The sequence below is a fragment of the Cloacibacterium sp. Arc13 genome, assembly GCF_041431305.1.
Lineage (GTDB): Bacteria > Bacteroidota > Bacteroidia > Flavobacteriales > Weeksellaceae > Cloacibacterium > Cloacibacterium caeni_B.
Genome location: NZ_JASMRM010000010.1, coordinates 66,343 through 87,188, shown reverse-complemented (window position 1 = coordinate 87,188; position 20,846 = coordinate 66,343). Strand labels below are relative to the sequence as shown.

The following is a 20,846-nucleotide window of genomic DNA, read 5'->3' as shown; positions in this document are numbered from 1 at the left end:
TTTTAAATAATGTTTTCGTAAGATTTATCCATTACAAAATCTTCCATAAATTTAGTGGTGTAGTTTCCTGCAAGATAGTCAGGATGTTCCATCAATTGTCTATGGAAAGGAATAGTCGTTTTAATTCCTGCAATATAGAATTCTTCTAAAGCACGTTTCATTTTTGCAATTGCTTCTTCTCTAGTCTGTGCTGTAGTAATAATTTTAGCAATCATAGAGTCGTAGTTAGAAGGAATAGTATATCCTTTGTAAACGTGAGTGTCTACTCTTACTCCGTGACCACCAGGAATGTTCAATTCAGTAATCTTTCCTGGGCTCGGACGGAAATCATTAAAAGGATCTTCCGCATTAATTCTACATTCTATAGAGTGTAATTTTGGATAGTAATTTTTACCAGAAATTGGTTGACCAGCTGCCAATAAAATTTGCTCTCTAATCAAGTCAAAATCTACTACTTGTTCAGTAATTGGATGTTCTACTTGAATTCTGGTGTTCATTTCCATGAAATAGAAATTTCTATGTTTGTCTACTAAGAATTCTATAGTTCCTACTCCTTCATAACCAATATATTCTGCAGCTTTTACAGCAGCTTCTCCCATTTTTTCTCTCAATTCTTCGGTCATGAATGGAGATGGAGTTTCTTCAGTTAGTTTTTGGTTTCTTCTCTGAACAGAGCAATCTCTTTCTGAAAGGTGACAAGCATTGCCATATTGGTCTCCAGCAATTTGGATTTCGATATGTCTTGGTTCTTCAATAAGTTTTTCCATATACATACCTCCGTTTCCGAAAGCTGCAGTAGCTTCTTGTACAGCAGAATCCCATAAATCTCTTAGGTTTTCAGCTTTCCAAACAGCACGCATTCCTTTTCCACCACCACCAGCTGTAGCTTTAATCATTACAGGATAGCCAATTTCTTCGGCTAATTTAGCAGCGGTTTCATAGTTAGGAACTAAGCCATCAGAACCAGGAACGCAAGGAACACCAGCTTCCTTCATGGTAGATTTAGCCGTAGCTTTGTCTCCCATTTTTTCTATTTGCTCTGGAGTAGCACCAATGAATTTTATTCCATTTTTCTCACAAATTCTTGAGAAATTTGCATTCTCTGATAAGAATCCGTAACCAGGATGGATAGCATCTGCATTGGTAATTTCTGCAGCAGCAATGATATTAGAAATTTTAAGATAAGAATCTTTACTTACAGGTGGTCCTATACAAACAGCTTCGTCTGCAAATCTCACATGCAAGCTGTCTTTGTCTGCAGTAGAGTAAACTGCTACAGTTTTGATTCCCATCTCTTTACAAGTACGAAGAATCCTCATAGCAATCTCTCCACGATTGGCAATTAATATTTTTTTGAACATCTTTTTAGAAATTTTAAATTTTAAATTTTTGAATTTTAAATTATTTTAAAATGAAAAAGATTCACTTAAAATCTATAATTTATAATTTAAAATTACTTATGATGGGTCTACTAAGAATAACGGTTGGTCATATTCTACAGGAGAAGCGTCATCTACTAAAATTTTAACAATTTTACCAGAAACTTCTGCTTCAATCTGGTTGAATAATTTCATTGCTTCGATTACACAAACTACCGTGTCATTTTTTACTTCACTACCTACATTTACGAATACATCTTTGTCTGGAGATGGTTTTCTGTAGAAAGTACCAATCATAGGAGACTTAATGGTGATGTATTTGCTGTCATCAGAAGTTGATTCAGCTTTTGTTTCGGTAGCAGTAGCAGCTGGAGCGGCAACTGGTGCAACTGCAGGAGCTGCAGGAGCTTGATAAGCTACAGGTTGAGGTACATAACTTACTGCTTCACTACCAGCAAGTGGAGTTTTTATGTTGATTTCGAAATCTTTTGTTTTGTATTTCACTTCAGAAACACCAGCTTTTGCTACGAATCTTATAAGATTTAATAATTCTTTAGAGTCCATATATATAATTTTTTACGGCTTCAAATATAGTAATAAAACAACAAAAAACCATTCAATTTTTCATAAAAATAGAATGGTTTTTTTATCGAAAAGAAAAAAGCTACGCTTTTTCTTAATTAGTCTTCAGTAGTTTCTACTTGTTTCTCTAATACTACTTTTCCTCTGTAGTATAGTTTTCCTTCATGCCAATGTGCTCTGTGATACAAGTGTAATTCACCTGTAGTTGCATCTTTTGCTAATTGAGGAACCACAGCTTTGTAGTGAGTTCTTCTTTTATCTCTTCTAGTAGATGACTGTCTTCTTTTAGGATGTGCCATTTTGTAATTCTTTAAACTTTATGTAAGATTTCTATTTTTTGTCTTTTAATTTTTTCAAAGCTTCCCAACGAGGGTCTATTTCGTGGGTTTCTTCTTCTTCAATTTCTTTGGGACTGAATTTTTCGATGAGTTCAAAATCTTCTTCTTTTACATTAGGAGAGATTTTTTTCATAGGAATAGATAATATTACTGCTTCATAAATTGCCTGAGAAATGTTAAAAGCACTATCTCCTTGTGGGATGGTAATTACTTCTTCATTACTATCATCATATTCTTCTCCGAATTTTACCAAGAATTTTATTTCATTTTCTATAGGATGAGTAAATGTTTCGCTGGTGATGTCACAAACTAAATTTACTGTTCCATGAACTTTAATCAGGAAATCTAAAAAAGTAGAATGCTTTTCTAATAATACATCTACGTCTATTTTAGCGCCTGAAAACTCTTGTTCAGTCTCGAATAAATCAAAGAACGCTTGTTCTACTTCAAATTTAAATTCGTGCTTTCCAGTCTTAAGCCCTGAAAATGCTACGTCATAATTTCTAAATTTGTCCATAAAAAATGGTGTGCAAAAATAAGTTAATTTTTTTAAATAACAAAAGTTTTATTCATTTTCTTCTGGTAAATCTTCATCTATACCATTGTCGTGAGCTAAAACTCTTGGTTTCAAGCGGTTTTCTATGAGGTCTTGATACTCGTTTCTATTTTTAAAAATTTTAATCGCTGTAAAAATAGCCTCAGAAAAAGATTGCTCATCTGCTAAATTTTTACCTGCAATGTCATACGCTACTCCATGATCTGGAGAAGTTCTGATGAAGGGCAATCCAGCAGTGTAATTCACACCTTCTTCATAAGCTAATGTTTTAAAAGGAGCTAATCCTTGATCATGATACATTGCTAGAACAGCATCAAATGAACTGTATTTCTCTGGTTGGAAGAAGCTGTCTGCAGGGAAAGAGCCAAAAGCTAAAATTTCTTCGTTAAATAATTCTTTGATAGCAGGTTCTATAATTTCTATTTCTTCTTTGCCAATTGCACCGCCGTCTCCAGCATGAGGATTAAGGCCTAAAATAGCAATTTTCGGTTTTTGGATGCAGAAATCTTCAATCAATGATTGATTAAGAACTCTTACTTGCTCCTTTATTTTTTGTTTAGAAATATTTTTAGAAATTTCTGAAACAGGAATATGGTGGGTAGAAACTGCAACTTTTAATTTTTCGGTAACGAGGAACATGAGTCCTTTTTTGCCGAATTTTTCTTCAAAATAACCAGTGTGACCAGCGTGTTTGAAGCCTTGCTTCATCATCTCGTCTTTATTGATAGGAGCGGTTACCAAAACATCTATTTCGCCTTTCATTAAAGCATCTGTAGCAGCTTCTAGAGAATCTATAGCCATTTTAGTAGATTCTTCAGTAGGTGTCCCGAAGTCTACATTTACATTGTCTTTCCAAAGATTTACAATATTGAGTTTTCCGTTAGCGGCTTCTTTGGCAGTTTGTACATAATTAAAAGTGGTGTTAATCTTAAACACATTCTTTTGGTAAGAAAATAATTTTCCCGACCCGAAAATTACTGGAGTGAAAAAGTCAGTAATGTTTTTGTCTTTCAGTGCTTTTAGGATGATTTCTACGCCTATTCCGTTAAAATCTCCCACTGAAATTCCTACCTTAATTTTATGGTGTTTAGAATTCATTTTTAATTATCTTTGAATTTTAAAAAAAGATTGTTACAAATTTAGTGATTTTTAATTTATAAATCTTTAATCTAATATTTTTAAACTTTAACTTATATAAACAAAATATGTTTACAGGAATAATTGAAGCGACAGGAAAGGTAGAAAAATTGGAAAAACAAGGGACTAATGTTGTCTTTACTTTTAGCGGTCCTTTTACACAAGAACTTAAAGTAGACCAGAGTTTGGCGCATAATGGTTGTTGTCTTACTGTGGAATCTATTGATGGTGATTTGTACACCGTTACGGCAATAAATGAAACGCTAGAAAAAACCAATTTGGGCGAATTGAAAGTAGGAAGCATAGTAAACTTAGAGCGTTGTATGAAAATGGATGGTAGGTTAGATGGTCATATTGTACAAGGTCATGTAGATAAAACTGGCTCAATTGTTGCTATCGAAAATATTAACGGAAGTTATTATTTAACATTTACTTACGAAGAAGATGGTTCTTTTACCACAGTTCCGCAAGGTTCTATTACTGTAAATGGAATTAGTTTGACTGTTGCTGATAGCAAAGAAAATCAGTTTTCTGTGGCGATAATTCCGTACACTTGGGAACATACCAATATGAATACTTTAAAAGTGGGAGACCGTGTAAATTTAGAATTCGATATTATTGGAAAATATGTAGCCAAGCTTATGAAGAGATAAAAGATGGCATTACATAGCTATAGCTTAAGAACTAAAATTTTTATAGGATTTATGGTAGTCTGTTTTTTCAGTATCATAGGTTCTACAGCTATGTCTTATCTTATCATCAAAAAATCTACAGATGAACAGAGCGTTACAGAGATGCAAAATAAGTTTGAAGCATTAATGAAAACGCTGGATTACGCGGTAAGCCATACTAATATTACTCAAGAAAAAGATTTAGTTAATATTCTCCAAAACGAAATTTACGAGATTTCAGATATTAATAAACATGATGTAATTCTTTATGATTTACAAGGCAATTATTTGGTTTCCAATAAAGAACTGAATCTTGTAGCGCAGAAAAAAATTCCTCATGAAACGTTAATGAATGTTTTGGAGTCTGACAAAAGAGTAGATGTACAAGAATACGATCAAAAAGTGGGCAGTAATGTCACCTCTTCTTATATGATTCTTAGGAATAACATGTTAGAGCCTATTGCGATTGTGTATTTCCCTTTTTATCACAATGATAATATTTATGCAGGTGCATTTAATAAATATGTTCAGTACATTATTTTGGTCAATCTTTTCCTCATTTTGTTGAGTATTTGGCTAAGTTGGGTGATTTCTAAAAATTTGACCAAAACAATTACAAGAATTTCTGAGCTCATTACCAGAACTACGCTTTTTGGTAGAGAAATGAAGCCGATTAAGTATTTTCAAAATGATGAATTAAGTGGTTTGGTAAAATCTTATAACAAAATGATTTACCAAATTGAAGATCAAAAAATGCTTTTGGCCAATAAAGAAAGAGAAGAAGCATGGAGAGAAATGGCAAAACAAGTTGCCCACGAAGTGAAAAATCCGCTCACGCCAATGAAGTTGCTCATTCAGAATTTTGAGAGGAAATTTGATAAAAATGACCCAGAAATTGATCAAAAAGTCAGAAATCTAAGTCGAAGTTTGGTTGATCAAATCGATTTAGTAGCTACTGTAGCAAGTGCTTTTTCAGAATTTGCCAAGTTGCCTCCCAAAAATGATGAATCTTTTAACTTAAAAGAAGAATTAGAAAATTTGGTGAGAGTTTTCAATGATGATGGTAATATTTATTTCCATGCGAATAAAGATATGATGCCGGTGAGAATGGATAGAATTTATCTTTCTAGGATTTTTACCAATATGATTACCAATGCAAAACAAGCAGTTTCTGAACAAAGAAAATCCATCATCAATATAGATGCAGAGCTTTTCAATAAGAAAATCATCATCGTTATAGAAGACAACGGAATTGGTATTCCTAAAGATAAGTTGGAGCAAATCTTCGAGCCTAATTTTACCACCAAAAATTCTGGAATGGGACTCGGTTTAACCATGGTCAAAAAAATGATAGAAGAGTATAAAGGCGATATTTCTGTGAAATCCGAAGAAGGAAAAGGAACCAAATTCACCATCATTCTTCCAACAAACGTTTAACTTTTTTACTTTTTTCATTGAGAATTTCTTTAAAATGAAACCTTTTCGATTTCAAAAATTTGATATTATACAGCATGAAAATGTTTTCCGAGTAGGAACAGACGGTGTTTTGCTAGGAGTTTTATGCAAGGTTGAAAACGCTCAAAAAATCTTGGAAGTAGGAACGGGAACAGGTTTGATTTCTCTAATGCTCGCTCAGCGAAATCCAAATGCTAAAATTACTGCTTTAGACTTAAATGAAGATGCGGTGAAATTGGCTCAAGAAAATTTTAAAAATTCCCCTTTTTCAGAAAGATTACAGGTTTTTCATCAAGATTTTAAAACTTTTGCATCGCAAAAAGAATATGATTTTGTGGTTTGTAATCCACCATTTTTTGAGGAAAATAATTCTGTAAAAGATGTTTTAGCGAGACAACAAGTAGAACTTACTTTTAGAAATTTAATAGAAAAAGCTTCGACGGTTTTATCTCCAGAAGGAATTTTTTCGGTAATTATTCCTTCGGAGTCTGCACAAGAATTTGAAAACTTAGCTGAAGATTTTGATTTATATTTGGTAAGAAAAGTAAATATTTTCGGTATTGAAAACGGTGCTTTAAAACGAAATGTTTTAGAATTTTCTAAGAAAAAATCAGCATTGGAAACTCTTGATTTTACGATAGAAAAAAGTCCGAGAAAATACTCGGACCAATATTTAGAACTCACCAAAGAGTTTCATGTTTTTGGAAAATAAGATTTATTCAAAAAGTTCTACGGTGTTCATCACCTTAACTCCGCCATCTTCGCATTTAATCGCTTCTCCAGGGAAATTTTGAATCATGTGATAATCGTGAGTCGCCATCAGAACCGCACAATTTCTTTCTAAAGATACTTTTTTCAATAAATTCATAATATCGTTAGATGTTTCTGGGTCTAGGTTTCCTGTAGGTTCGTCTGCAAGAATCAATTCTGGATGATTTAGTAAAGCTCTTGCGATTGCAATACGCTGTTGTTCACCGCCAGAAAGTTCATGAGGCATTTTGTGTTTTTTCGTTTTCATGTCTACACTGTCTAGAACCTCGTTTATTCTGTCGTCCATCAGATTTTTATCCTTCCAACCAGTAGCTTCTAGCACGAAACGCAGATTTCTTTCTACACTTCTATCCGTTAATAATTGAAAATCTTGAAAAACAATGCCTAATCTTCTTCTAAGGTTAGGAATATCTGATGCTCTTAATTTCTGTAAATCAAATCCTACTACCTCTCCGTTTCCTTCTTTTAGAGGCAAGTGTCCGTACAAAACTTTTAACAATGAACTCTTTCCAGAGCCTGTTTTACCAATAAGGTAACAGAAAGTACCTCTCTTAATATGTAAATTCACATGAGATAAAACGGTAAAGTTTTTTTGTACAATTTTCGCGTCTTGCAACGTAATAATGTCTTCTCCGTAGGTGTTATGATGCGGCATAATGATTATAAATGATGGTTGATTTTTCTTGGTTGATAAGAAGGCTTACTTTTTTATCAACTTTCAAAAATAAGGAAAACCTTTTTTTTATCCTAAATTTTAAGGAAATTTTAACAACAAAAAATGCTCGGAAAGTAAATTTCCAAGCATGTCTTTTATAATAAAATCAAAAGAAATTATTATCTCTTAGCTCTTGCGTCGCTAATAGTTAATCTCTTTCTGCCTTTTGCTCTTCTAGCAGCTAATACTCTTCTACCATTTGGAGTAGACATTCTTTCTCTGAAACCGTGTTTGTTTCTTTTCTTTCTTTCTGATGGCTGGAATGTTCTTTTCATTACTTCAATTTATAATGGGTCCGTAATTATTCTTCTTTTTGAGGTTGCAAAGATATGTTTTTTTTTATTTTCTGCAAATTAATTTTAGAAATAATTAAGTTTTTTTTGAGTAAATGGAATAAAACTTTTCTCAATAACTATTTTTAAGTGATTTTAATGATTGTACTTCTTCAAATTCTGTTTAATATGATTCTGAAAATCATTTTATAAATGTTGAGCGTTCAAACATCATCTTTGAGGTTTCGAGATTTTGGAGTAAAAAAATTATCTTTGCACCATAAATTTTTACAATGTTTACAGAAAACCAACTTACAGAAATCAAAAGCCTTTTGCAACCGAATAAAAATGTAGTGATTATCACGCACTACAATCCAGATGGTGATGCAATTGGGAGTAGTCTTGGTTTAAAACATTTTCTTAAAAATTTAGGAGTAGATGCTACGGTAATTGTTCCGAATGATTTCCCGAAATTTCTAAAATGGATGCCAGAAGCAAAAAAAATAGTCATTGCAGAGTATAAACGTAAAATTGCTGGCGAAGCGATTTATCATGCAGATGTAATTTTTTGTTTAGATTTTAATGCTCCTTCTAGAATTGGAATGTTAGGAGATTGGCTCACTAAATCTTGGGCAAAAAAAATCTTGATAGACCATCATCAGCAACCAGAACATTTCGATTTTGTGTATTCTAATACCAGTATTCCCGCAACTTGTCAAATGGTGTATCACTTCATTGAAGCTTTGGGAAAAGAGGATTTGGTAAATCAAGATGTGGCAGAATGTCTTTACACAGGAATTATGACTGATACTGGAGGTTTCCGTTTTCGTTCTACTTCTGCAGATACACATAGAATTGTAGCGAATTTAATAGAGAAAGGCGCCGATCCTTCTATGATTACGTCTAATACTTGGGATACTAATACCGTTTCTAGATTACATCTTTTGTCGTTGATTTTAGGAAGAATAGAATTGGTAAAAGATGGAAAAGTGGCGATTCTGTATTTAAAACGTGATGAATTAAAAGAATTTGGTTTCGAAAAAGGAGATACAGAAGGTTTCGTAAACTACGGATTGAGTATTGCAGGAACTAAAATGTCTGCTTTTTTCATGGAAGATTTATATGAAGATTTTATCAAAATTTCTTTCCGAAGCAAAGATGATGTAGATACCAATGCATTTGCGAGAGCACATTTCCACGGTGGTGGACATATCAATGCTTCTGGAGGTAAATATTTTAAAAATATCCACGAAACGATTGAAGATTTTAAAGAAAAAATTGAAGGGGAGGAGTTTTAAGAATTAATTGTAAACTAAAAACTCTAAAAATTCAAAATATCTTTTATCGTTTTTTAAATCATTCCAAACCTTGTTTATTGAGATAGTTTCGATTCCTTGAAATAAAAAATCTTTATCTTTACAGAACAAAATTTTAATATCAGAAACAAAATCTTTTAATTTTTTTGATTTTTCTAAAAGCAAATTTTTATCATTGGAATTAGTAATTTGACAAGCAATATTTTTACCGTTAGATGTTTGTCCAAAAACATCTACGTCAGCATAATTTCCGCCAGTTTTTAAAAATTGAAATTGAATTTTATAATCTTTGGGAGCGAGATTAGAACGCAACCATTCTAAGCATATTAATTCAACAAGGTTTGTAGAGATGTTTTTTAATGAAATTTCTGGTTTTTCGTATTTTTCCTCTGAAAAAAGCCAATGTATTAATTCTTTTCGCTGTTTTACTGGACTTAACGTAACTTGATGCGGAATGATGCTATTTAATATTGGGTATTCTAAATTTTCAAACTCTTTAACATCTTCTAATTTGTAAATTTTATATTCATTTTCTTTTCCTCTTTGTATAGATTTTGTGTTTTTGCTAATTTTTGCAATTTTAGTTTTCTTCTCGCCTAAATATTTTGCAATTACTAAAATATCAGAAGTTTGTAAAACTTCCTCCATTTTTTTCCATCGCTGGATAAATTGAATGTTTTTTGGCGTCTTTGTAACATTATTACTTTGGTACAAATAATTCCAATATTCTTTTTCATTATCTTGGTTTACCAATATTGCAATTTCATTATTTTTATAAAAATCTTTTATTTTCTCTTTATTGTCATGTAAGTTGATTCTGATAATATAGATAGGAAGATATTTACAATTAGAAGAATTCATAAGTGGTGTTTTCAAATGCATAATGAAATTTATATTTTAGTTTTTCAAATTCAATCTCTAAATTGTCATCATTAATATTGATGAAATTACCAGAAAAATCGTTTCCTTCTAATAATGAAATATAATTGTTGATTGTTTGTAAAAACTCAATTCTTTTGTAATAATTAGTGGTTTTCTTACGGTAAGCAAAATACTCATCCAATAGTTTTGATAAAAGACCTTCTGAATATATTCTATAAAGAAGGGAAATGTTGTTTTTAACACTTTTTAATTCTACATCAATAAACAAATTATTTTCAGGAAGACCATTTAGAATTTCTTCAATTGTAATTTTCTTTTTCATAATTTTTTGTCAAAGTTAAAGTAGTTAAGCGCCAAAGTAAGTCTTGTTAATTCTTTTTTTAACAAATCCTCGGTAATTGTTCCCCAATCAAAGGGTTTACTACGCGTTTTCCTCCAAAAGCACTTTCCATAATGACTTTTCCGGCGTGTTCTTCCGTGATGTGACCGATTTTAGAAGCGTGATGATTTACTCTTTGCAAAGTTTCTAAAACTTCGTCTGAAATTTCATTGTCACAAACGCATAAGAAAGTTCCTTCGTTGGCTACATACATTGGGTCTAAACCTAGCAATTCGCAAGCGCTTTTTACTTGTCTTTGCAATAGAATTTTTTCTTCAAAAAGATGAATTCCAAGGTTACTTTCCGAGGTAATTTCATTTAGAACAGAAGCTAAACCGCCTCTCGTTGCATCTCGTATGAAATGAATTTTTTCACCAAAATTCTCGATGAGTTTTTTAATTTCAAAATTGAGATTTTTAGTGTCGCTCAAAATTTCAGAATCAAATTTTAAACCTTCTCTTTCGCTCATAATCGCCATTCCGTGAGAAGCGATGTCTCTATTGATGATGATGGATTGGTTCGGTTTTATATATTCGATTCCGATTTTTGCATTATCGTAAATTACACCAATTCCGGAGGTGTTGATGTAGATTTTATCACCTTTTCCGCGTTCTACTACTTTAGTGTCACCTGTTACAATTTGTACACCTGCTTTTTCGGTGGCTAGTTTTATAGAATGAATGATTTTTTCAAAATCTTCCATTGCAAAACCTTCTTCAATGATAAACGAAAGCGATAAATATTTGGGTTCTGCACCGCACATCGAAATATCATTTACCGTCCCAAAAACTGCCAACTCACCAATATTTCCGCCTTTGAAAAATATAGGAGAAACCACGAAACTGTCGCTAGAAAATGCTAACCTTCCAGACATTTCTAGAAAAGCACCATCATGTTTTTTGTTTAATATTTCGTTTCCTAAATTTTTAAAAATAAGATTATTGAGAAGTTCGGTCATTTTTTCACCGCCACTTCCGTGTTGAAGGTTAATGCTTTCTGGCATGATGCTTAATTTTTAAATTTTAATTAAGATAATGCTGCTTTTTTTCTTACATCTCTGTTCCAAATCCAGTCTCCCAAAGTGATGGCAGCGTTTATCATATAGAAAATATATTTGGCAATATTTGCAATATTCAGTTGTAAAAATGCTTTAATCAGTTGCACAACGTTATAAATGGTCCAACTTAAAAATGTGGTTTCGTATTTAAGCGCCGAACTGAAATTGGCTCCTAAAGAAAGTCCGAAAGTGATAGAAACGATGTTGAAAAACAATAAATCGTCTCTTCCTCCGAAGATTTCTGTTCCTATGTAAACCAATAAGTATCCTAAAACTAAACCTACGCTATTGATGAGGTAATAGTTGAAGTCTATTTTTCTAATTTTTTCACCTTTTTTCCATTTAATCACAGCGAAATAAGTGATAATAAAGGTTAAAGGATAGGTAATTGCTGCGGAATGATTTCCTAAAAAATAATCAATGGCTCCCGAATTTATAGTGGTAAAAACGCCTATAATATTGCCCACATTATTTTGTTTGCCTACAAATCTGGTAGAAAGTAAAGAAAAAACGGCTCCAATTGTGGAGAAAATTCCTAGAGGAAAAGCGCCTTGTTTTATGAGTGCGATTTGCTCTGAAAAAGGAACGTCGAACTTTACATTTCCTTGAAAATAATAAGTGAGATGATATTGATTATAGATGCTGATAACGAGGACTAATGTTGCTCCAAATAGGTCTAAATATTTAGATTGCACAAAGGAACGAACTGCTTTTTTTAGTTGAATCATTTTTAAGTTTTATCACAAAATTCTTATAAAGTTTTAACAAAAATAAGAAAATCGTGATGATTACCTAGTTTTCGGGCTCTAATTCTAAATCTTCTCCCATTAATTTCAGGGCATCCATCGTTTTTTTGGCTTCATCTTCGTCTATAATTCCTATTGCGGCACCTACGTGAACCAAAACATAATCGCCAACTTTGGCTTCTGGAACCAAAGCAAGATTTACCTCCTTTCTGATGCCTTCAAAATCTACACTTCCTATTCTAAAGACTTCGTCTAGCTGAGAAGTAATGTTTTCTAATTTTCCTGGAATGGCTAAACACATAATTTTCTTTGTTAAGTTGATGATTTGTAAAGTTGTAAAACTGTAAAAAATAATTCTTTCGAGATTTTACGATTTTACAATTTTGCTTCTTAAAAACTCATACCAAGCTTCCATTCCTTCTCCTGAAGTAGCTGAAACTTCAAAAAATTGGATGTTTGGATTTACTTTTTTTGTGTTTTCTTTCAGTTTTTCTACATCAAATTTTAAGTATGGCAACAAATCAATTTTATTGATAATACAAATATTAGAACTGTAAAACATATCTGGATATTTCAACGGTTTATCTTCGCCTTCTGTGGTAGAAATAATGACTACTCTTTGGTTTTCGCCTAAATCAAACATAGCAGGACAAACTAAGTTTCCTACATTTTCTATCATGAGTATAGAATTTTGCTTCGGTTTTAGTTCTTTTAGAGATTTGGCAATCATTTCTGAATCTAAATGGCATCCTTTTCCAGTGTTGATTTGAAGAACAGGAACGTTTAACGCGTGTATTCTGGCTGCGTCATTGGTGGTTTGTTGGTCGCCTTCAATTACAGAAAATTCTATTTCACTTTTTAAGTCAGCGATGGTTTTTTCTAAAAGCGAAGTTTTCCCAGAGCCAGGCGAAGAAACTAAATTCATTGCGAAAATATTTAAAGCTTCAAAAAATCCACGGTTTCTTTCTGCGCCCAATTGATTTTGATGAAGAATATCTTTTTCTAGTTCTACAATATTTACATCATGATGATGGTGGTGGCCATGATTGTGGTCGTGATGATGTTCGTGGTCATGATTATGTTCATGATGGTGTTCATGACTGTGAGAGTGATCTCCATGATGGTGTTCGTGGGAATGAGTATGACCATCGTGATGATGGTGTGTATGATGGTTTTCTCCCATTTTTGTTAAAGTAATTCCGTTTTCGTTAGAACTACATCCGCAAGTTGAGCACATATGTTTAAATTTTAGCTGATAATTAATTTTTTTATTTTCATTTCTTGTCCTGTAATAATTTCCTTAAAAGGACTTCCGCAACGTTCACAGGAATCATAAATTTTAGAAATCTCGAATTCATGATTGCACTCTGCGCATCTGGCAAAACCATCTGGTTCTGTAATGTGAACTTTAGCATTTTCTAAAACACTATCCTTCATGCATTGTTCCCATGCAAATTCTAAAGAAGGAATTTCAATACCAGAAATTTTGCCAATTTCTAGGTAAATTTCTTCTACTTTTTTGCCTTTAATTTTCTCAACTTCTTGAGTGGCAGTTTTTAAAATAGAGGTTGCAATAGAAAGTTCGTGCATTTTTTTGTTAAATGATATGTAACAAATCTACACTTTTCTGATTAATTTTTTAAATGATTTTTGTGTTTTTAATAGGACTTTTATATGATTTTAATCAGTAACAAAAGTAACATATGTTTAATAAAGTCACTGTTTATGGGGTGTTTTGTTTAAAATAAATTTAAAATAATTATAAATAACGTAATGCTTTTCGTTTGTGTTTCAAAAATTTTCTAATTTTAGAAGGATTAATAAAAAATAATATGGGGACTAAAACTTCAACCAATGAAACTTACCTTCAGAGTATTGAGAGACAAGGATATTCTAGAAGAGATTTCATGAAATTTGTTGCCTTCATTGGCGCATACATGGGTATCGAAAGTTCAGCTCTTGGTCAGGTAGCCAAAGCGTTAGCTACTACACCAAGATTACCTGTAATATGGGAACATTTCCAAGAATGTACCTGTTGCAGTGAGTCTTTTATCCGTTCAGACCATCCTATCGTAGCGGATATAATTCTAGATAAGATTTCATTAGATTACACATTAACATTGATGGCAGCAAGTGGTCATCAGGCGGAAGCTGCGAAAAAATCTACCATGGAGAAATATAAAGGAAAATATATTCTTTGTGTAGAAGGTTCTGTTCCTCTAGGAGATGATGGTAATTATTGTGTAATTGCAGGAAGAACAGCTATAGATATTCTAAAAGAGTCTGCTAAAGACGCTGCTGCTATCATAGCATGGGGAAGCTGTGCAACTACAGGTTGTGTACAAGCAGCAAAACCTAATCCTACTGGTGCGGTTCCTATTAATAAAATTATTACAGATAAACCAATTATCAATGTTCCAGGTTGTCCTCCAATTGGTGAGGTAATGGCGGGAGTGATAGTACATTATGTAGCATTTGGTAAATTACCAGAATTAGATGCTGCAGGAAGACCAAAAGCTTTCTATTCTAAACGTGTTCACGATAGCTGCTACAGAAGACCTTATTTTGATGCAGGTCTTTTCGTAGAAAGTTTCGATGACGAAAATGCTAAAAAAGGATATTGTCTATATAAAGTAGGCTGTAAAGGACCATCTACTTATAATACCTGTGGTAATATGAAATGGAATGGTGGTATTTCTTACCCAATTCAGTCTGGTCACGGATGTCTAGGTTGTAGTGCAGATAAATTCTGGGATGCAGCAGATAGTTTCTATTCTAGAGACATTTCTGCAATAGGCGGTTTCGCAGAGAGCAATGCTGATACTGTTGGTAAAGTTGCTCTTGGTGGTGTAGTTGCCGGAGCTGCAATACATGCCGTAGCTTCTAATATTTCTAAGAGAAAAGATTTAGAAAGAAGAATAAAAGAAGCAGAAGAAAGTGAAAAAAAATTAGCTAAAGACAAGATTTAAAAATTTAAAAAATGGCAAATAGAATAGTAGTAGATCCTATTACAAGGATTGAAGGTCATTTAAGAGCAGAGGTAGAAATCACAGACGGAACCATCAGAGACGCATTCCTTTCATCAGGGATGGTACGTGGTTTAGAAAATATTGTAAAAGGCAGAAACCCAAAAGATGTTTGGGCTTTTGTACAAAGAACTTGTGGAGTATGTACTACTACCCACGCTATTGCTTCTATTAGAGCAGTAGAAAACGCATTAGGAATTAATGTACCACCTAATGCAGAAATGGTAAGAAATATAATGCTGGGTTCATTATATATACATGACCACATTGTACACTTCTATCACCTTCATGCATTTGATTGGGTAGATGTAGTCAATGGTTTAAGTGCAGACCCTGTAAAAACATCAGAATTAGCACAATCCATCTCTAATTGGCCAAAATCTTCACCAGGATATTTTGCTGATTTACAAAAACGTTTGAAAAAATTTGTAGACAGCGGACAATTAGGAATCTTTGCAAACGGATATTGGGGACACCCAGCTATGAAACTTCCACCAGAAGCGAATTTAATGGCAACAGCTCACTACCTTGAAGCTTTAGAATGGCAAAAAGAAATCGTGAAAATTCATGCTATTTTTGGTGGTAAAAACCCACACCCTAATTTCTTAGTAGGAGGTATGGCTTGCGCAATTAATGTAGATGATGCAAGTGGAATTAATGCAGAAAGATTGGCACTGGTTCAGAAATTATTAATCCAAGGAAAAGAATTCGTAGAACAAGTTTATCTGCCAGATTTATTAACGATTGCTAGTTTCTACAAAGATTGGGGTGCAATTGGTGGTTTCCATAACTTTATGGCATTCGGAGATTTCCCAATGGCGGGCTATGGTAACAAAGATATGAGTACCTACAAATTCCCATCAGGGGTAATTCTTAATAAAGATTTATCTAAAGTACATGATGTAGATTTAGAAAATCTGAAAACAGTAGAAGAACACGTGAATAATTCTTGGTATGATTATACAGGTGATCCAAACGCTGGAAAACAACCGTGGAGTGGAGAGACGAATATCAATTATACAGGTCCGAAACCTCCATATGAATTCTTAGATGTAGAAAATAAATATAGCTTTATAAAAACTCCTCGTTGGAAAGGTCAAGCGATGGAAGTAGGCCCATTAGCGAGAATGTTAGTTGGTTATGCTTCAGGAAGAGAAGATTTCAAAGAAGTAGTAGATTCTGCATTAACGAAATTAGATGTTCCTGCAGAAGCATTATTCTCTACTTTAGGCAGAACTGCAGCTAGAGGTTTAGAAACTCAACTAGTTGCTCAATGGAATTTAGAATTCTATGATAAATTAATTGAAAATATCAAAGGAGGAGATGAAAGAATGGCAAATATGGAGAAATGGGAAGTTTCTACATGGCCTGCTGAAGCAAAAGGTGTAGGTAGAGTAGAGGCTCCAAGAGGTGGATTAAGCCACTGGATTGTAATAAAAGACGGTAAAACAGAAAATTACCAACAAATTGTACCTTCTACTTGGAATGCTTCACCACGTGATCCAAAAGGACAGCGTTCTCCTTACGAAAGTACATTGATTAATACTCCAGTTGCAGACACAGAACTTCCATTAGAAATCATTAGAACGATTCACTCTTTTGACCCTTGTATTGCTTGTGCAGTGCATTTGTATGACGAAAAAGGAAATATCATCAAAGAAATTAATGACGTTTCTGTTTGTACCGTTTAATCTAAAAATATTTTAAAATGGAAAACACAACTCAAATTCAAGAAGGCGTTCCTATTAAAACGGTCACCTTCAGACGAGCGTACATTTGGCAATTGCCCGTTCGTTTTTTCCATTGGATTAATGGTTTTGCAATTACTTTTCTCATTATTACAGGGTTTTTAATCGCAAATCCTCCTGCAATTATGACCGCAAAAGAAGCGTCAGGACAATTCTGGATGGGACTAATCAGACAGGTACATTTCATAAGTGCTTATGCAATGGTTGCTGTAATGTTTATGAGAGTTTATTGGGCTTTTGTAGGAAACAGATTTGCCAATTGGAGACAATTTGTTCCTTTTGATAAAAAAGGAAGAGAAAAAATGTGGCACGTTATCAAGTACGATATATTTTTATTCAACGAAAAAGAATATAAATTCACCAATATTCCTATTGGTCATAATGCAGTTGCTGCAGCATCTTATTTGGTAATGTTCATTCTAGCAGTAGTAATGGTGTTTACCGGATTTGCATTGTATGCGCCTACATCTACATGGTTTTTCCCTAAGTTTTTTGCTTGGGCTACCTCGTTGATTACTACAGATGAATTTTTAATCAGAAGAATTCACCATATTGTAATGTGGGCATTTATATTGTTCATTGCAGTACATTTTTACCTAGTCTTATTCCACGATTGGTTAGAAGGTCGTGGTGAATCTTCGGCGATGGTAAGTGGTTATAAATTCTGTCGTACCGAAAGATTCGAGGATTATAAAGAAGAGGAGAAACATTAATATTAAACTAAACCGAATTCCCTGAAATAATGATCATTTTCGGGGAATTTTTTGCCTCAAAAATTTAAAATTTTGAAAAATAATACAGAAACTTTCCAATATACCGTAGACGAATTTCATTCTGACGGAAATGACATTCTCATTTTGGGAATCGGGAATTATTTGATGGGAGACGAAGGAATTGGTGTTCAATTTGTTAAAAATTTAGACACTTCTAGATTTCCAGAAGGTATCAGTTTTTTAGATGGAGGAACTGGCGGTTTTTCACTTGTTCCCTACATCGAAAGTCATGAGCATGTGATTATTGTAGATGCTACGATGGACGGAAAAGAAGAAGGAACGATTACCCTTCTTACCCCTAAATTTTCAGATGATTTCCCCGTTTCGTTGAGCGGTCATAATTTTGGATTAAAAGACATGGTAGATATTCTTACTTTTATGGATAAAATGCCTAATATTTATCTTTTCACGGTTACCATTTCTAAAATGGAGCCCATGTATTTAGAGCTTTCACCAAAAGTAGCCGCGGCTATTCCAAAAGTAACCGAAATGGCTCTAGAATTAGTTCAAAAAATTAGAAAAAATTAAACGCTCATAGATTTCATAGAAATGATCAAGTCAATTTTAAATTTTTATTAAAATAATTTCATCTGTGAAAATCCGTGAAATCTGTGCGAACAAAATGAAAACTACCGAAATACATATATCAGGACGAGTTCAAGGAGTGGGTTTTCGTCCTTTTATTTTCAATTTGGCCGAAAAATTCGGGCTAAAAGGCTACGTTTCTAATGATGAGTTGGGCGTAATTATTGTTTGCCAAGGTGAAAATTCTGAGCAATTTTTTAATGAAATTCATCATCGTAAACCAAAATCTTCCGAAATCATTTTTTCTGAAATCAAAGAAATTGAAACAGCAGAAATTTTTGATAATTTCTATATCAAGCCTACCGAAAAAAACATTGTGGTAGATATTCCGTTAACGCCTGATTTTGCAACTTGCGAATCTTGTGAAACTGAACTTTTTGATGAACATAACCCACGTTATTTTTATCCTTTTACCACTTGTACACAATGCGGACCGAGATATTCCATCACCAAAAAATTTCCTTTCGAAAGAGAAAACACAGCGATTGAAGTTTTCAAAATGTGCCCGAATTGTTTAGCAGAATACCAAAATTCAGATGATGTAAGGTTTCATTCTCAAACCAATTCTTGTCCGAATTGTGGTATTCAAATTTGGTTAAAAGACAACCAAGGAAACGAATTCAAAGGTTCAAATAAAGAAATTTTCGAAAAATTAGCCGAAGAATTATCTCAAGGAAAAATCGTAGCACTCAAAAACACAGCAGGTTATCTATTAATGTGCGATGCCACCAATTCAGAAGCCGTTTCAGAGTTGAGAAAAAGAAAACGCAGACCAACAAAACCTTTCGCCGTTTTATTTTCTGGAATCTCAACAATGCAGGAATATTTAGAGGTGTCAGAACTGCAAATTCAGCACTTCAAATCTTCTGAAAGTCCTATAATTGTTACTAAAATTAAGGAGGTAAAAGATTTGGCAATTGAAGAGATTTCACCGAATATGAATTCTGTTGGCGCGATGTTTCCCTATTCTGGCACGTTGAAATTGATTTCGAAAACTTTCGGAAAACCGCTCATCGCAACCAGTGGAAATTTTCATGGTTCGCCAATTTGCTCTACAACAGAAGAAGCTGAGCAAATTTTAGGTAAAATTGCAGATTATTTTTTACACAACACATTAGAAATTCAGCATCCTCAAGACGATTCTGTGATTAAATTTTCTCCAAAACATCACCAGAAAATTGTTTTTCGTCGTTCCAGAGGTTTTGCCCCAAATTATTTCTTTGCCGAAGAACTTTCGGAACTCAATAAAGAAAAAATCAAGATTCTGTGTTTAGGCGGAGATCTTAAAAATACTTTCGCCGTTGTTCCAAATAATCACGTTTACATTTCAGAATATATCGGCGATTTAGCCAATTTTGAAACCTACGAAAGATTTGAAAATACTGTAAAATCGTATCAAAAAATATTTAATTTTGAACCCAATTTAATTCTTTCCGATTTACATCCTAAATACGAAAACCAAAATATAATTTCAAAATTTTCAAAAAAAACTGCTCAATCTGCTCAATCAGCGAGAGTAGAAGAAATCCAACATCACAAAGCACATTTCGCTTCCATTTTAGGAGAAAAAAAACTCTGGAAAAGAGATAAAGTTTTGGGCATTATTTGGGACGGAATTGGCTTCGGGACTTCTACAGAAATTTGGGGCGGAGAATTTTTCCTTTTTGAAAATTTAGAAAAAATTAAAGAAAAGCAGAGCCACGAAGTGGCGAAAATCAATAGCATTGGGCAAAGCCCAATGAAAAATAACACGGAGAATTGCGAAGCTCTGAAAGAGCGAAATCCAAAAATAAAACGAATTGCCCAATTAGAAAATTTCGCTTGGATTTTAGGCGATAAAATGTCGAAATCTCCCAAAATTTCAGCACTTTCTATTTCGGAAAATAATGAAGATTTGAAATTTGCTTTTGATGAAAACGAATGGAAAATTTACACCAACTTAATTGAAAAATCAGAGATTAAAACTTCATCTATGGGAAGGTTTTTTGATGCGGTTGCTTTTGTTTTAGGTTATGAAAAACCTTTGTTTTTTGAAGGAGAACCTGCTATGTGGTTGGAGAAAATTTCGCAGGAAAAGTTTCCCACAGATTTCACAGATTTTCACAGATTGAAAGATTATTTGAAAAATGATGAATTTGAAAATATCCCTACAAAAAAACTGTTTTCTAAAATTCTGGAAGAAAAAAAATCAGGAAAAAGGACTGGAGAAATCGGTCTGAATTTTCATTATACTTTAATTAAAGCGATTGAAAAAATAGCACAGCGTTTTGCGGTGAAAGAACTCGCTTTTTCTGGTGGAGTTTGGCAAAATGCTTTGTTGGTAGATTTGGCAATAGAATTTTTGGGTGAAAAATTTGAGCTTCATTTCCATGAAAAACTTTCACCAAATGACGAGAACATCAGTTTTGGACAATTGAATTATTACTTAAACTTAAAATAAAAATCTAAAATTTAAAAT

23 protein-coding genes are annotated in these 20,846 nt (G+C 33.2%); 9 read left to right on the top strand and 14 right to left on the bottom strand.

The annotated features are described in order from the left end of the window. Positions 1 to 2: 2 nt before the first annotated feature. The 5 genes from accC to pdxA all read right to left on the bottom strand — a co-directional run bounded on the left by accC (position 3) and on the right by pdxA (position 3,953). A complete protein-coding gene (accC, locus tag QO190_RS08980) occupies positions 3 to 1,361 on the bottom strand; it encodes an acetyl-CoA carboxylase biotin carboxylase subunit (RefSeq protein ID WP_104793907.1) in 1,359 nt (452 codons plus the stop codon). 96 nt (positions 1,362 to 1,457) lie between these two features. Next, the gene (gene accB / locus QO190_RS08975) at positions 1,458 to 1,943 is read right to left on the bottom strand and encodes an acetyl-CoA carboxylase biotin carboxyl carrier protein (protein ID WP_371462559.1); all 486 of its coding nucleotides are present in this window, start codon (positions 1,941 to 1,943) and stop codon (positions 1,458 to 1,460) included. 116 nt (positions 1,944 to 2,059) lie between these two features. Further along, positions 2,060 to 2,260 (bottom strand): 50S ribosomal protein L32, encoded by a 201-nt coding sequence (gene rpmF, locus QO190_RS08970; RefSeq protein ID WP_069797844.1) that lies wholly within the window; start codon positions 2,258 to 2,260, stop codon positions 2,060 to 2,062. 31 nt (positions 2,261 to 2,291) lie between these two features. Continuing rightward, the gene (locus QO190_RS08965; protein ID WP_371462561.1) at positions 2,292 to 2,816 is read right to left on the bottom strand and encodes a DUF177 domain-containing protein; all 525 of its coding nucleotides are present in this window, start codon (positions 2,814 to 2,816) and stop codon (positions 2,292 to 2,294) included. A 48-nt stretch (positions 2,817 to 2,864) separates the two neighbouring features. Beyond that, positions 2,865 to 3,953, bottom strand: coding sequence for a 4-hydroxythreonine-4-phosphate dehydrogenase PdxA (pdxA, locus tag QO190_RS08960; protein WP_371462563.1), 1,089 nt, complete (start codon positions 3,951 to 3,953; stop codon positions 2,865 to 2,867). A 107-nt stretch (positions 3,954 to 4,060) separates the two neighbouring features. On the opposite strand from pdxA, the gene QO190_RS08955 reads away from it, so the two are divergent. From QO190_RS08955 to QO190_RS08945, 3 genes are read left to right on the top strand one after another with little or no spacing between them, the layout of a single operon-like run. Next, a complete protein-coding gene (locus QO190_RS08955; RefSeq protein ID WP_213189928.1) occupies positions 4,061 to 4,645 on the top strand; it encodes a riboflavin synthase in 585 nt (194 codons plus the stop codon). Between the two features lie 51 nt (positions 4,646 to 4,696). Next, positions 4,697 to 6,100 (top strand): PAS domain-containing sensor histidine kinase, encoded by a 1,404-nt coding sequence (locus tag QO190_RS08950; protein WP_371462565.1) that lies wholly within the window; start codon positions 4,697 to 4,699, stop codon positions 6,098 to 6,100. A 34-nt stretch (positions 6,101 to 6,134) separates the two neighbouring features. Then, a complete protein-coding gene (locus tag QO190_RS08945; RefSeq protein WP_371462566.1) occupies positions 6,135 to 6,830 on the top strand; it encodes a tRNA1(Val) (adenine(37)-N6)-methyltransferase in 696 nt (231 codons plus the stop codon). A gap of 3 nt (positions 6,831 to 6,833) precedes the next feature. On the opposite strand, the gene QO190_RS08940 is transcribed toward QO190_RS08945, so the two are convergent. Continuing rightward, positions 6,834 to 7,544, bottom strand: a complete 711-nt coding sequence (locus QO190_RS08940; RefSeq protein ID WP_069797856.1) for a cell division ATP-binding protein FtsE — start codon at positions 7,542 to 7,544, stop codon at positions 6,834 to 6,836. A gap of 179 nt (positions 7,545 to 7,723) precedes the next feature. Further along, positions 7,724 to 7,879 (bottom strand): 50S ribosomal protein L34, encoded by a 156-nt coding sequence (gene rpmH / locus QO190_RS08935; RefSeq protein WP_069797858.1) that lies wholly within the window; start codon positions 7,877 to 7,879, stop codon positions 7,724 to 7,726. Between the two features lie 290 nt (positions 7,880 to 8,169). Between rpmH and QO190_RS08930 the strand changes: the two genes are divergently transcribed. After that, positions 8,170 to 9,174 (top strand): bifunctional oligoribonuclease/PAP phosphatase NrnA, encoded by a 1,005-nt coding sequence (locus QO190_RS08930; protein WP_371462567.1) that lies wholly within the window; start codon positions 8,170 to 8,172, stop codon positions 9,172 to 9,174. Between the two features lie 3 nt (positions 9,175 to 9,177). Here QO190_RS08930 and QO190_RS08925 read toward each other — a convergent pair whose 3' ends face one another. From QO190_RS08925 to hypA, 7 genes are all read right to left on the bottom strand, one after another. After that, a complete protein-coding gene (locus tag QO190_RS08925) occupies positions 9,178 to 10,053 on the bottom strand; it encodes a hypothetical protein (RefSeq protein WP_371462569.1) in 876 nt (291 codons plus the stop codon). Further along, the gene (locus QO190_RS08920; protein WP_371462571.1) at positions 10,040 to 10,396 is read right to left on the bottom strand and encodes a hypothetical protein; all 357 of its coding nucleotides are present in this window, start codon (positions 10,394 to 10,396) and stop codon (positions 10,040 to 10,042) included. The genes QO190_RS08925 and QO190_RS08920 overlap by 14 nt, the downstream gene beginning before the upstream one ends. A 58-nt stretch (positions 10,397 to 10,454) precedes the next feature. Next, positions 10,455 to 11,456, bottom strand: a complete 1,002-nt coding sequence (hypE, locus tag QO190_RS08915; protein ID WP_371462573.1) for a hydrogenase expression/formation protein HypE — start codon at positions 11,454 to 11,456, stop codon at positions 10,455 to 10,457. Positions 11,457 to 11,479: 23 nt separating this feature from the next. Next, the gene (locus QO190_RS08910) at positions 11,480 to 12,238 is read right to left on the bottom strand and encodes a nicotinamide mononucleotide transporter (protein ID WP_371462575.1); all 759 of its coding nucleotides are present in this window, start codon (positions 12,236 to 12,238) and stop codon (positions 11,480 to 11,482) included. 64 nt (positions 12,239 to 12,302) lie between these two features. Beyond that, positions 12,303 to 12,557, bottom strand: coding sequence for a HypC/HybG/HupF family hydrogenase formation chaperone (locus QO190_RS08905; RefSeq protein ID WP_104793918.1), 255 nt, complete (start codon positions 12,555 to 12,557; stop codon positions 12,303 to 12,305). 66 nt (positions 12,558 to 12,623) lie between these two features. Further along, positions 12,624 to 13,493 carry a hydrogenase nickel incorporation protein HypB gene (hypB, locus tag QO190_RS08900; RefSeq protein WP_371462577.1) on the bottom strand — a complete coding sequence of 290 codons (870 nt, stop codon included), beginning with the start codon at positions 13,491 to 13,493 and terminating at the stop codon, positions 12,624 to 12,626. 11 nt (positions 13,494 to 13,504) lie between these two features. Continuing rightward, the gene (hypA, locus tag QO190_RS08895) at positions 13,505 to 13,846 is read right to left on the bottom strand and encodes a hydrogenase maturation nickel metallochaperone HypA (protein ID WP_371462579.1); all 342 of its coding nucleotides are present in this window, start codon (positions 13,844 to 13,846) and stop codon (positions 13,505 to 13,507) included. 242 nt (positions 13,847 to 14,088) lie between these two features. Here hypA and QO190_RS08890 point away from each other — a divergent pair, with 242 nt between their 5' ends. The 5 genes from QO190_RS08890 to hypF all read left to right on the top strand — a co-directional run bounded on the left by QO190_RS08890 (position 14,089) and on the right by hypF (position 20,828). Further along, the gene (locus QO190_RS08890; RefSeq protein WP_104793977.1) at positions 14,089 to 15,225 is read left to right on the top strand and encodes a hydrogenase small subunit; all 1,137 of its coding nucleotides are present in this window, start codon (positions 14,089 to 14,091) and stop codon (positions 15,223 to 15,225) included. An 11-nt stretch (positions 15,226 to 15,236) separates the two neighbouring features. After that, positions 15,237 to 16,973 (top strand): nickel-dependent hydrogenase large subunit, encoded by a 1,737-nt coding sequence (locus QO190_RS08885; protein ID WP_371462581.1) that lies wholly within the window; start codon positions 15,237 to 15,239, stop codon positions 16,971 to 16,973. Positions 16,974 to 16,990: 17 nt separating this feature from the next. Continuing rightward, positions 16,991 to 17,743: a Ni/Fe-hydrogenase, b-type cytochrome subunit gene (gene cybH / locus QO190_RS08880; RefSeq protein WP_213189916.1), complete on the top strand. Its 753-nt coding sequence runs from the start codon at positions 16,991 to 16,993 to the stop codon at positions 17,741 to 17,743. Between the two features lie 72 nt (positions 17,744 to 17,815). After that, positions 17,816 to 18,331, top strand: a complete 516-nt coding sequence (locus QO190_RS08875) for a hydrogenase maturation protease (protein WP_371462583.1) — start codon at positions 17,816 to 17,818, stop codon at positions 18,329 to 18,331. Between the two features lie 94 nt (positions 18,332 to 18,425). After that, entirely contained in the window at positions 18,426 to 20,828 is a 2,403-nt protein-coding gene (hypF, locus tag QO190_RS08870) for a carbamoyltransferase HypF (protein WP_371462585.1), read from the top strand. Positions 20,829 to 20,846 lie beyond the last annotated feature (18 nt).

Bases quoted from the DNA above. Each gene is read 5' to 3' on its own strand.
- accC (WP_104793907.1), bottom strand. From the start codon at position 1,361: ATGTTCAAAAAAATATTAATTGCCAATCGTGGAGAGATTGCTATGAGG.
- QO190_RS08940 (WP_069797856.1), bottom strand. From the start codon at position 7,544: ATGCCGCATCATAACACCTACGGAGAAGACATTATTACGTTGCAAGAC.
- QO190_RS08965 (WP_371462561.1), bottom strand. From the start codon at position 2,816: ATGGACAAATTTAGAAATTATGACGTAGCATTTTCAGGGCTTAAGACT.
- QO190_RS08950 (WP_371462565.1), top strand. From the start codon at position 4,697: ATGGTAGTCTGTTTTTTCAGTATCATAGGTTCTACAGCTATGTCTTAT.
- pdxA (WP_371462563.1), bottom strand. From the start codon at position 3,953: ATGAATTCTAAACACCATAAAATTAAGGTAGGAATTTCAGTGGGAGAT.
- QO190_RS08910 (WP_371462575.1), bottom strand. From the start codon at position 12,238: ATGATTCAACTAAAAAAAGCAGTTCGTTCCTTTGTGCAATCTAAATAT.
- hypE (WP_371462573.1), bottom strand. From the start codon at position 11,456: ATGCCAGAAAGCATTAACCTTCAACACGGAAGTGGCGGTGAAAAAATG.
- QO190_RS08920 (WP_371462571.1), bottom strand. From the start codon at position 10,396: ATGAAAAAGAAAATTACAATTGAAGAAATTCTAAATGGTCTTCCTGAA.
- QO190_RS08945 (WP_371462566.1), top strand. From the start codon at position 6,135: ATGAAACCTTTTCGATTTCAAAAATTTGATATTATACAGCATGAAAAT.
- QO190_RS08955 (WP_213189928.1), top strand. From the start codon at position 4,061: ATGTTTACAGGAATAATTGAAGCGACAGGAAAGGTAGAAAAATTGGAA.
- hypA (WP_371462579.1), bottom strand. From the start codon at position 13,846: ATGCACGAACTTTCTATTGCAACCTCTATTTTAAAAACTGCCACTCAA.
- cybH (WP_213189916.1), top strand. From the start codon at position 16,991: ATGGAAAACACAACTCAAATTCAAGAAGGCGTTCCTATTAAAACGGTC.
- rpmF (WP_069797844.1), bottom strand. From the start codon at position 2,260: ATGGCACATCCTAAAAGAAGACAGTCATCTACTAGAAGAGATAAAAGA.
- hypB (WP_371462577.1), bottom strand. From the start codon at position 13,493: ATGTGCTCAACTTGCGGATGTAGTTCTAACGAAAACGGAATTACTTTA.
- QO190_RS08885 (WP_371462581.1), top strand. From the start codon at position 15,237: ATGGCAAATAGAATAGTAGTAGATCCTATTACAAGGATTGAAGGTCAT.
- QO190_RS08890 (WP_104793977.1), top strand. From the start codon at position 14,089: ATGGGGACTAAAACTTCAACCAATGAAACTTACCTTCAGAGTATTGAG.
- accB (WP_371462559.1), bottom strand. From the start codon at position 1,943: ATGGACTCTAAAGAATTATTAAATCTTATAAGATTCGTAGCAAAAGCT.
- rpmH (WP_069797858.1), bottom strand. From the start codon at position 7,879: ATGAAAAGAACATTCCAGCCATCAGAAAGAAAGAAAAGAAACAAACAC.
- hypF (WP_371462585.1), top strand. From the start codon at position 18,426: ATGAAAACTACCGAAATACATATATCAGGACGAGTTCAAGGAGTGGGT.
- QO190_RS08925 (WP_371462569.1), bottom strand. From the start codon at position 10,053: ATGAATTCTTCTAATTGTAAATATCTTCCTATCTATATTATCAGAATC.
- QO190_RS08905 (WP_104793918.1), bottom strand. From the start codon at position 12,557: ATGTGTTTAGCCATTCCAGGAAAATTAGAAAACATTACTTCTCAGCTA.
- QO190_RS08930 (WP_371462567.1), top strand. From the start codon at position 8,170: ATGTTTACAGAAAACCAACTTACAGAAATCAAAAGCCTTTTGCAACCG.